At 51.9% G+C, this 806-nt stretch carries 1 protein-coding gene; it reads right to left on the bottom strand.

Annotation, left to right across the window (positions count from 1 at the left end; genetic code table 11):
- Nucleotides 1-52 precede the first annotated feature (52 nt).
- Nucleotides 53-676, bottom strand: coding sequence for a hypothetical protein (locus J7360_RS21000; protein WP_209034761.1), 624 nt, complete (start codon nucleotides 674-676; stop codon nucleotides 53-55).
- Nucleotides 677-806 lie beyond the last annotated feature (130 nt).

The following is an 806-nucleotide window of genomic DNA, read 5'->3' as shown; positions in this document are numbered from 1 at the left end:
TTGTTCAGACCTTCCCTAAGGGCGGAAATGCGATCGTCAATGCTCCTTGCCATTACTGCCTCCGAAGTGTGAGGGTGCCCGACGAGTGGCGACCGTCACCAGTGAAGTAGTCGCCTTTGCCAGTTTGCATATCTTTTGAAAAAACTAATCGTGCAAAACCACGATGGGAACCGAGCTCTGTCTGACCGGCTTTTGGATCATTGCGATAGCTGTAAAGAAGCACAAAGCCTTCGATAGGATCGGACACAAGGCCAGCTACATCACTGTTGGACTTAGAAAGCCCTGCATCAAGGTGGATTCGCACCTTGTCCCAGTCCTGGGTGATTGTCATCCTTCCCTCCCAGTCGATGGCAAGCGAGTCTGGACGTGGGAAAGGATGTCCTTCACAAATCCAAGTGCCAGAGAGGTCGGCAACTTTCAACCATCGTGCTACGAACGGCATTCGCCAGATCCAGCGCCGAAAGATTACATATAAAATGGCATAGACGGCTCCAGCGCCGAGCAGTGAGAGGACGACTGGTGGAAGATTTGTGCTAAGCCCCAAGCCCTTCGCGATATCAACTGCTTGGAGAAGGATCCAGACCAGAAGGCCTGAAACGGCCGACGCTGTTCTTGCAAGATACTTGCCTATCTGTGCCCGGTTCACGCCGCCAAGCACCACATACTCATGATCCATTTGAGTCCCCTCTTTGTGCCCCGTCCGATGCTATGAGTGCTTTTTAGTCAGCTGTTGCTGATATCGACGTTGGCCGAATCTTTTCCATAGTAGCCTTCATAGACCTATGGAAGGTCTGATCAACTCACCG

Source organism: Xanthomonas sp. D-99 (genome assembly GCF_017746145.1).
In the GTDB taxonomy this organism is placed as follows: Bacteria; Pseudomonadota; Gammaproteobacteria; order Xanthomonadales; family Xanthomonadaceae; genus Xanthomonas; species Xanthomonas cissicola.
This window is presented reverse-complemented; position numbering and strand designations above follow the sequence as displayed.